The organism is Riemerella anatipestifer, assembly GCF_009663465.1.
GTDB lineage: Bacteria > Bacteroidota > Bacteroidia > Flavobacteriales > Weeksellaceae > Riemerella > Riemerella anatipestifer_C.
Genome location: NZ_QXHU01000010.1, coordinates 1 through 8735, shown reverse-complemented (window position 1 = coordinate 8735; position 8735 = coordinate 1). Strand labels below are relative to the sequence as shown.

Genomic DNA, 8735 nt, shown 5'->3' with positions numbered 1-8735 from the left:
ACACACACACACACACACACACACACACACACACACACACACACACACATAAATCTCTTAAACATAAGAAGATATATTAGTTCGTGTGCTTTCCCTTTAGGGACGGCACACGAACTTTTTTTTGCTACAAACTAATTTTAAATTTTTATAAAAATGAGAAAATTTTTTACAAAAGGGGCATTGGTTGCCACAATCTTCGGAGTTCAATTTACAAACGCTCAAACTTTTGGGCTTAAAGCCGCAGGTGAAAAATTTATGGGAGAAGTTGCAGGAGCTTTCCCATATATTGCAGGAATTTTATTCGTATTTGCAGCGTGGAAAGCGTTGGACGAATATTCACAAAGTAAAGATGTTTTAGCGGCTTTGAAAATTATTTTATGGTTTGCACTCGCCTTAGTGGTTATAGTTGGTATTTATCAGTTTGTTAAAGGACAATCTTTATAAACTAAATGAAAACCATAAGAAATTACAAACACATAAGGAGAAAGCCTGATATATATGGCTTTTCTCCTAATGGGTTTTACTTATTTTCTGCATTAGCGATAATGTCTTTATTGACTTTATCAGGAGGATTTAGTTTTAAAAAGTTAATAATCATTTTACTTTTTAATTCTATTAACCTAGTCGTTACTAAATTGATTATAAGTAATGATAAAATTTTAAGAAAAATATTGGACGAGAAGTTTCCAACAGAAATATCACATCTAAACAGAAGAAAGGTCAATAAATATAAGAAATAATATGGAAAACTATATTTATGGAGAACAGGGGTCTTTTGTTTTAGGATTTAGGTTAAAAATGCCCGAAAAATACTCTTTGGGAGAAGAGGATTACGACAACATAAACTCAATATTCTCAAAAGCACTAAGAGACTTGCCAACAGGGAGTATTTTTTTTAAACAGGATATATTTTTAGAGGATAGATTTTCTACTCAAAACTTTCCAGCAAGAAACTTTTTAGAACAAAAAACTAAAGATTATTTTAACAATTTAGAATATCTTTCTCATACCTCGAACCTATTTTTTATATTACCTAATCAATCCATTGAGCTTAAAACTCTTAAAAATCCCATAAGACCCCCTCAAAAAAAAGGGTTTGTTGAATTTGATACCAAAATAAAATCATTCATAATATCTGTAAAACAAGCTATTGATTTTATTAAAAATTCAAAATTAAGCGGAGGAAAAAGGTTTGAAATAAAGCCTTTGGATAAAGGCTATATGGAGCAGTATTATAACTATATCAATGGGGGACTTAACGCTGATTATAATGTAGATATAAGAAATGATTGGGAATATCTAAGAGTAGGTAATAAATACGCTACCGTAATGATGTTTTCAAGTGAAGAAAATTTTCCTGAGAATTTAACAACTTGTAGAGTTGATGGAGAGATAAGTAATGATAAAGCGAAATTTTTTAAAAATTATGGAGATAACTTTTCGTTTGATTTAGGATTTACACACATCTATAATCAGATAGCGGTTATAGATGATAGTAAACACCATTATAATCAAGCAACGAAAAATTATGATAATCTTAATAAGTTCCGAAAATTTGATAAAAGAAATGAATACTGGGGAAAAGTGACGGAGAAATTGGTGGAAGAAATCGCAAAAAATGCCGATACAGAAAGGATAATAAGAGGACATAATAATATTGTGATATTTGCTAATTCCGAAGAGGACTTACAAAGTAGAGTAAATTTAGTAGTAGATAAATTTAAGGATATTGATATAAAGGCGGATAGACCTTATGGAAATAATTTAATGGCTTTGTATGAGTATTCATTTCCTCTAAACTCACATCTTTTCATAGATGAACATTATTATGTTTCAAATTTAGAGGTTTTTTCCTCATTTATGAGTGTAGCAGGACACTATAATAATGATAGAAAGGGCATAAGACTTAACTCTCGTTTTAAGGAAATGACACCAGTTGTTGTTGATGTTTGGGACGAAGAGAAAAAATATATGTATGCTCGTAATTTCTTTATTTTATCCCATACAGGAGGAGGAAAATCGTTTACGGCTAATCATATTATTTCTGATTACTACTCCAATGGGGTTAAACAAGTTATTATTGACTTAGGAGGGTCTTATAGAAAATTGGCAACTTTATTTCCAAATGATATTGCCTATTTTACTTATCAAGAGGGAGATAATTTAGGGCTTAATCCATTTGAGTTGAAAAATGGGGAAGCCTTAACAACGGAGAAAATAAATGAGTTGGTGGAGTTTATCGGAGTTCACTTCCGAAGAGAAGAAGCGATGACAGAGCAGGAACGAGCCGTATTGAGGCGAATAGTAGAATTGTATTATAATAACATAAAAACAAACCACTCATTACCGTCATTCATCAATTCATTTATTATTGATAAAGATGCTATTATTGAGCATTTGGATATTAAAAAAGAGTTTTTCAATGCTGATGAATTTGTTTTATTGATGAGCGAGTTTGTTAATGGCGGAGCTTACTCCTTTTTATATGATGATACAAAAAGCAGTTTTGGGGCTGATTTATATAATAAAAAAATTATTGTTTTTGAATTAGACTCCATTAGAAATAATAAGTTGTTACTATCCATAATGCTCCAACTCATTTCAACGGCTATAGATAAAATGATATGGCAAGACAAATCTACAAGAGGACAAGTTCTTTTTGACGAAGTCGCTGAGCAGTTAAAGTGGGACGGAATGCTTAGAAGAATTCAATGGTTTTACCAAGCTATTAGAAAACAGAACGGGGCGGTAGGAATTGTACTTCAATCTATTAGTCAGTTGCCAAATAATGAACTCTCCAACTCAATAATAGAAAATACCCAAGTTTTATATGTACTCGGAGCAAAGGATTATAAGGCAATACAAAACCGATTTAACCTATCCGAACACGCTTTCTATCAAATGTCCTCCATAAAATCAAACTTTGGCGAAGAGGTTAAAAGACCGTATTCAGAATTTTTTGTATTGAGAGGAGAAACCCACCAAGTTTATAGATTAGAAGTTCCTAAAGAAGTATGGTGGGCATATCAAACGGAAGGAGCAAAAAATAATTTGTTGTTGAAAATTTATGATGAAGTGGGAGTAATGGAAAAAGCGATTGACATAATGATAGAAAAAACAGAAGCATTTGAGGAGCTTAGGGAAAGAATACCGCTTTTAGGTTTATCAGAGGAGGAAATAGTAGCAGAAGTTAAAAGTATAATATAAAAACAATTTAAAACTTAATAAAAACAAAAAATTATGAAAAAAAACATCTTAATTTTAATGGTAACATTACCAATTTTAGGGCTTTCTCAAACAGTAGTCTATGACCCTACCCAAGCAGCAAATATGGGTACACAAATTCAAAACTCTGCCACACAAGTTGCACAACTAGATAAATCACTCGAGTATATGCAAAAAGCGTCAGAAAAACTAGATAAAGTAAGCGGTTATGTTAGAGACCTACAAGACTTAAAAGAGATTGCAGATATGAGTAGAGAATCTTTTAGAATTGCTCAACAGCTAAGGGCTAATCTTCCAAAAGTAAAAAGTCAATCAAGGAGACAACTTTATACCAAAAAGATTACCCAATCTCTTAAATCAATTAACGAGAGTTTAGCTTTCGTTAATAAGGTTGTATCCAATAACTTTTTTTCAATGTCAGATAAAGATAGAATGGAGTTGATAAAAAGAGAAAGGCATAGAGTACATATAAGTAGGACTAAATTAGTAGGTTTATCACTATAAGTATGGATTTTACTTTTATAAATGAGTTATCAAAAGCCGTAGCTACTACCAATATTTTTATGTATGCCTTTACAGGAGGTAAGGTCTTAGCGTTAGGATTATTAGTATTTAGAATATTGGAAGCATTTACTAAGGATTTTGATAGTAAAGAGCCTAAGATTGGAAATTTGATGAGCATAATGGGATATGGACTTGTTATAATGAGTTCAGACTGGATTATGACGACAATAGATAATATTTTTTCATCTGTTGATGTTGCAATGTCAAATACATCTAGCGATTTATTTACACAGTTAAATGACTTAGTAGATAAAAAGTTAGAACAAATATTTGAAACATCAGAGGATTGGTTGGATTATATTGGTGCTATTTGTTCCAACTTCTTAACAGTAATGGGACTTGCATTTAGTTGGATTATAGGAGCGTGTTTTAAATTAGCAGACTTAAGTATAACGGCAGGATATTTAATTCAGAGACTTTTTATTTTAAAATTTCTACAGTTCTTATTTCCCCTAACGATAGCCCTTTCTACTTATACAGGTACAGCTAAACTATTTTCCTCTTGGATTTTAAGATACATTGGTGTTTTCATCTTAGGAGTGGCTTATATAGGAATTATAAAAATAACCAATCTTTTATTGCCTCTTATTGTTAAGCAGTTTGATATAGGTTCTGAACATTATGGTGTTATTGGAGATACAGTAAATGGAGGAATTTTTGGAATAGGAGTTTTAACTGCGATAGTAGTTTCTTTTACTGTTAAAGTAAAATTATTTGCAATGGTAACAAATTATGTTTCAAATATGTTTCAATAAAATAAAAAAGTCCAAAAAAGATGAGTTTAGGAGAGAATTTTTATACCGTTTTAAAAAAGAATAACACAGCTACTTGGGTAGTAGGAATGGTTGCCATAGCTTCTGTTTTCGGTTCACTTTTGTTTTCTTTTTCTGTGTATCAGAATAGTACAGACAATATTTACGGAATTAACGAAAAAGGAGAGTTAATTCCACTAAAAAAATTGGAAGTACAAAACGCTAATTTGATACAAGCTAAAGCGAACATAGAGTATTTTGTAGACCAGTATTATAATTTAGATGCCTACTCTATGAAAAGAAAAAGTGAAAAGGTACTTTGGCTTGTAGGAAGTCAGCCCACAAAAATCATTAAAGACAGAATGAAAAAAGGGTATTTTGACGAGTTTTTATCAGTTGCAGGTCTTATTCAAAGTGCAGAAATTCTGCAACAAACATTAAAAATCACAAAGACAGACCCCTATGAGGCAGAGTTTGTGGTTAGAATACAAAGAGTTAATGCAGGTATTTCAGACTACTACGATAGTCATATTAAAATGAAAATGGAAAGAGTAGAAAGAAATTACCCATTTAATCCGTATGGGCTACTCATTACTCAATTCTCAGAAAATCTAGTTAGGGTAGATATAAGTAGTGATGAAGCACAGGAACAAATGAAAGCATCTGAACAAGCAATAAATCAAAATCCAAATGATGAAAAATCAACAGCAGAAACAGAATAGACCAAACAAAAAATTTGATTTTAAAAATCTATCTCAAGAACAAAAAATAAAGATTATAGGAGGGATAGTGATAGGGGTAATTTTTTGTTGTTTTATGCTTTATGGCTACTATTCTAATAATAATGATGATGATAATACTGTAGAGGAAATGACTAGTCCAGAAGCTGAGCTAAGTCAGTATAATTCTAGAATGGAAGCTCTAAACGGAAAGCGAGACCCTACTTTGGTTAATGACCTTGAACACACATTCACAGAGCCTAAAAACTCTGAACTAACGGAGGAAACTAACTTTGAGGAGTTAGATAGGCAAATAGCTAATCTAGGAAATTCATCACAAAGACCCAAAGAAACCCCAGTTTCATCGCAAACTAATTATAGTACAGGAGGACAAAACAATCATAATCCTTACGGAAATTACGATATGTGGCAAAAAGATGAGCCTAAGAATACAAATATAGGGTATAGTGGTGGTAGTAGGAAGAAAAAGTCTAGACCCCAAACAGAAAATTATCAGACAATTAGTAGTGTTCCAACAAATACAGAACCAACCTCCTACTATAATAAACCAACTAATTCGTATTCAGAGCCTATTAAATCCTCTAATACAGGAGTAGAACTAACAAAAGAACAAAGGTTACAACAGGCGATTGCAAAAAAATATCAATCGCAAAACCAAATCGGAACGGTAACTGCGGAGATTTATAACTCCCAAAAAATAGATGCCAAAAATACGCAAGTGAGAATTGTTCTTAAAGATAGAATAATAACCGAAAATGGGACTATTGGAACTGATGCTTTTGTGTCAGGCATCGCTTCGGTAAATGGTAATAATGTTACCATTTCAGTTCCAAATATTTCCTATAAAGGCAGGAACTACAATGTAAAGTTAGTTGCGTATGACTACCGTACTGGAGAGCTAGGTATTCCTATAAGAACAGACAACCTTATAGACGGAGAAACAGGAAGACGAGTAACTGGAGAAGTCTTAGGAAGAACTGGAGTAAATACAGGTGCGATAGGAGGAATACTTACCAATATTTTTAATAATCGTAATAGAAATGTAAGTGTCCTTCTCAATGATGGACACAAAATTTATTTAAAACCAAATTAAAAATTAACAATATGAAAAAGGTAATTTATCTTTTTGGACTTTTTTGTTGCTGTTTTATACCAGGGCAAAAAATAGACACAATAGAAATAACCCAATTTAAAACCACCCAAATAATATTTGATAAAAACATCAACTTCGTAGAAGCAGGGACAGGAGATTTACAAGTAAAATACAAAATAGTAGATAATATTTTAATACTCCAGTCTATCGTTGGAGAGGACGATTTTATCAATACTAATCTTTTTATAAAAACTGACGATAGCTTTTATAATCCTATTATTGGATATAAAAAAAATCCCAAATATTCTACTATTCTTGAAAAAAGTTTACAGTCTGCTTTTCCGAATGTAGAGGGGAGTAAGGTCGTTACGACAGAAAAGGAGAAAACACCCCTTTCAAAAGCTGACTTAGAGCTTTTTAAAAAAATAATGAACCAAAAAGAGGAAAGTAAGGGGTCTAGAAGTTACGAAACTGGAATGTGGGTTAAGTTTTACGCCCATTATATAATAAATAATAAAGTTTATTTCAAGATAGGCTTTGAAAATGCAACAGACCTTGATTATAATATTGAGCATTTGTTTTTTTCAATAAAAACTAGGAAAAAAGGTAATGCTAGTGTTACTCAAAAGGAGGTTACGCCCAATAGAGTAATCAACAAAACGGATACCATAAAAGGCAAACAGCAATATTTTATGATTTATGAATTTTCTCCATTCTCCATAAATAGAGATGAAGAAGTCATAGTAGAAGTCAAAGAAAAAAACGGAGCGAGAAATTTTGTGTTTGGAATACCCAACCAAATTATAAATCGCCCTATAAAATTAAACTAGATTATGAAAAAATTTTTATTCACTTTTCTTTTTGCTCCATTTTTTATGAGTGGACAATGGAATCAGACAAGCCATAGGCAATATAACTTTGCCATAGAGCCAAATATAAATTTTGGTAGCAGAAATGTTGGCGGTGGTTTAATGGTCGGCTACTATATAGACGACTATATGCAAATTAGAGGAGGGGGAAGTTATAAGTCTTTTGAATATAAGACTTATAAGGAGGCTATTCTTGAAGCTAATTTAGACTTTCTATATACGGTACATACGCCTAGGTATAGAGATGATTTTTTTAGTAATTGGAATATAGCAGGAATAGGAGGTGTTGCGGTGGAGCAGGTTAAAGTAAAAAGTAGAACTCAGCTTATAGACCCATATCCTAAATATTTTTATTTCTATTTAGGAGGACAGGCGGAGTATATGCTTTCAGATAATTGGGGATTACTCACTCACTTAAAGCAATACTATGCTTTAAATGGGAGTAAAGAGAAAATTGGAAATTGGAGATACGAAATTGGAGTATCCGTTAGATATTATTTATGGAGATAAAAATTAAGAATATGAAAAAAATAATAATATATCTACTTTTTATATTAAGTAGCACTTTATTTTATGGACAGGATAATGTTTGTTATGGAAATAATTATAATTATACTGCAAAAACCAAGTCTAGTGGATTTATTAAATCTTATCTTTACATAAATGGAGTGCGTGTTCTAGAAATTAAAGATAATAATATAACTATTACCCCTAATATGTTGAAGTTAGGGAATAATGTTTTAATTGAACTTGCAGCAGGAATAGCTAATGTGAGGGAGGTTTTTGTTTCTGACAATATTAAAGATGTTTTGGTAGAAAATCAAGGGAAAATATTTTGTGAAGAAGAAGAACTAAAATTTAGTGCTTCTGCAAGAAATATAACTACTGTTAATTGGTATAAGGATAGTAATAAAAGTATTCTCATAGGAAACAGTAGTGTCGTTACTCTTAACAAATCTGATTTTCCTAAAAACGAACCCTCCCAAATTTATTTAGAACTGAAAAATCAAGGGTGTACCTATGATGTTGTAGTAAATTTTGAGCTTAGAAATAAGCCTACAGATATTATTTTTTCACAATATAAGTCAACTTATTGCGTAGGAGAAAATATAAATATTGCACCTTCTTCCAGTGGGAAAGAAGTAATTTATGAGTGGTCGGACAAATCTAACTTTGCAACCTTGTTAGGTTCAGAGTATGTGGATAGTCAAGGGAGGTTGAACTATACCTCAAATCAAGCAGGAGCTTTCACTTATTATGTGAGAGCGAAGTCAGGGGACTGCTACTCTGCTCCACAATCGGTAACTTTCAATGTTTCTAATGTCGTTAGAAATGTAAGTGTGGTGGGGCAAAATCAACAGGTGTGTAATGGTACTCCAGTTAATTTTTCCGCATCTGCGGAGTACGCCACAACTTACATTTGGGCTTCCGATGATAAAGGGGTTAATGTTTTAGGAAATAACCCTACGCTATCTCTTGATGCAAACAAGTA

The 8735-nt window shown here is 32.0% G+C and carries 10 protein-coding genes; all 10 read left to right on the top strand.

Annotated elements, in window-relative coordinates; all coding sequences use genetic code 11:
- Positions 1-153: 153 nt before the first annotated feature.
- Positions 154-444: a hypothetical protein gene (locus D1003_RS10565; RefSeq protein WP_153936963.1), complete on the top strand. Its 291-nt coding sequence runs from the start codon at positions 154-156 to the stop codon at positions 442-444.
- 5 nt (positions 445-449) lie between these two features.
- A complete protein-coding gene (locus D1003_RS10560; RefSeq protein WP_153936962.1) occupies positions 450-740 on the top strand; it encodes a hypothetical protein in 291 nt (96 codons plus the stop codon).
- 1 nt (position 741) lies between these two features.
- Positions 742-3207, top strand: coding sequence for a VirB4 family type IV secretion system protein (locus D1003_RS10555; protein ID WP_153936961.1), 2466 nt, complete (start codon positions 742-744; stop codon positions 3205-3207).
- 33 nt (positions 3208-3240) lie between these two features.
- On the top strand, positions 3241-3729 hold the full coding sequence (locus D1003_RS10550; RefSeq protein WP_153936960.1) for a hypothetical protein: 489 nt from the start codon (positions 3241-3243) through the stop codon (positions 3727-3729).
- A gap of 2 nt (positions 3730-3731) precedes the next feature.
- Complete coding sequence (locus D1003_RS10545; RefSeq protein ID WP_153936959.1) at positions 3732-4544, top strand: type IV secretion system protein; 813 nt, start codon at positions 3732-3734, stop codon at positions 4542-4544.
- Between the two features lie 20 nt (positions 4545-4564).
- Entirely contained in the window at positions 4565-5263 is a 699-nt protein-coding gene (locus D1003_RS10540; RefSeq protein ID WP_153936958.1) for a hypothetical protein, read from the top strand.
- Positions 5232-6374 carry a conjugative transposon protein TraM gene (gene traM, locus D1003_RS10535; RefSeq protein WP_153936957.1) on the top strand — a complete coding sequence of 381 codons (1143 nt, stop codon included), beginning with the start codon at positions 5232-5234 and terminating at the stop codon, positions 6372-6374. Before D1003_RS10540 ends, traM begins: the two co-directional genes overlap by 32 nt.
- Positions 6375-6385: 11 nt before the next feature.
- Positions 6386-7204 carry a DUF4138 domain-containing protein gene (locus D1003_RS10530; RefSeq protein ID WP_153936956.1) on the top strand — a complete coding sequence of 273 codons (819 nt, stop codon included), beginning with the start codon at positions 6386-6388 and terminating at the stop codon, positions 7202-7204.
- Between the two features lie 3 nt (positions 7205-7207).
- The gene (locus D1003_RS10525) at positions 7208-7753 is read left to right on the top strand and encodes a hypothetical protein (protein WP_153936955.1); all 546 of its coding nucleotides are present in this window, start codon (positions 7208-7210) and stop codon (positions 7751-7753) included.
- Positions 7754-7764: 11 nt separating this feature from the next.
- A partial coding sequence (locus D1003_RS10520; protein WP_153936954.1) for a hypothetical protein occupies positions 7765-8735 on the top strand: 971 nt, incomplete at its 3' end.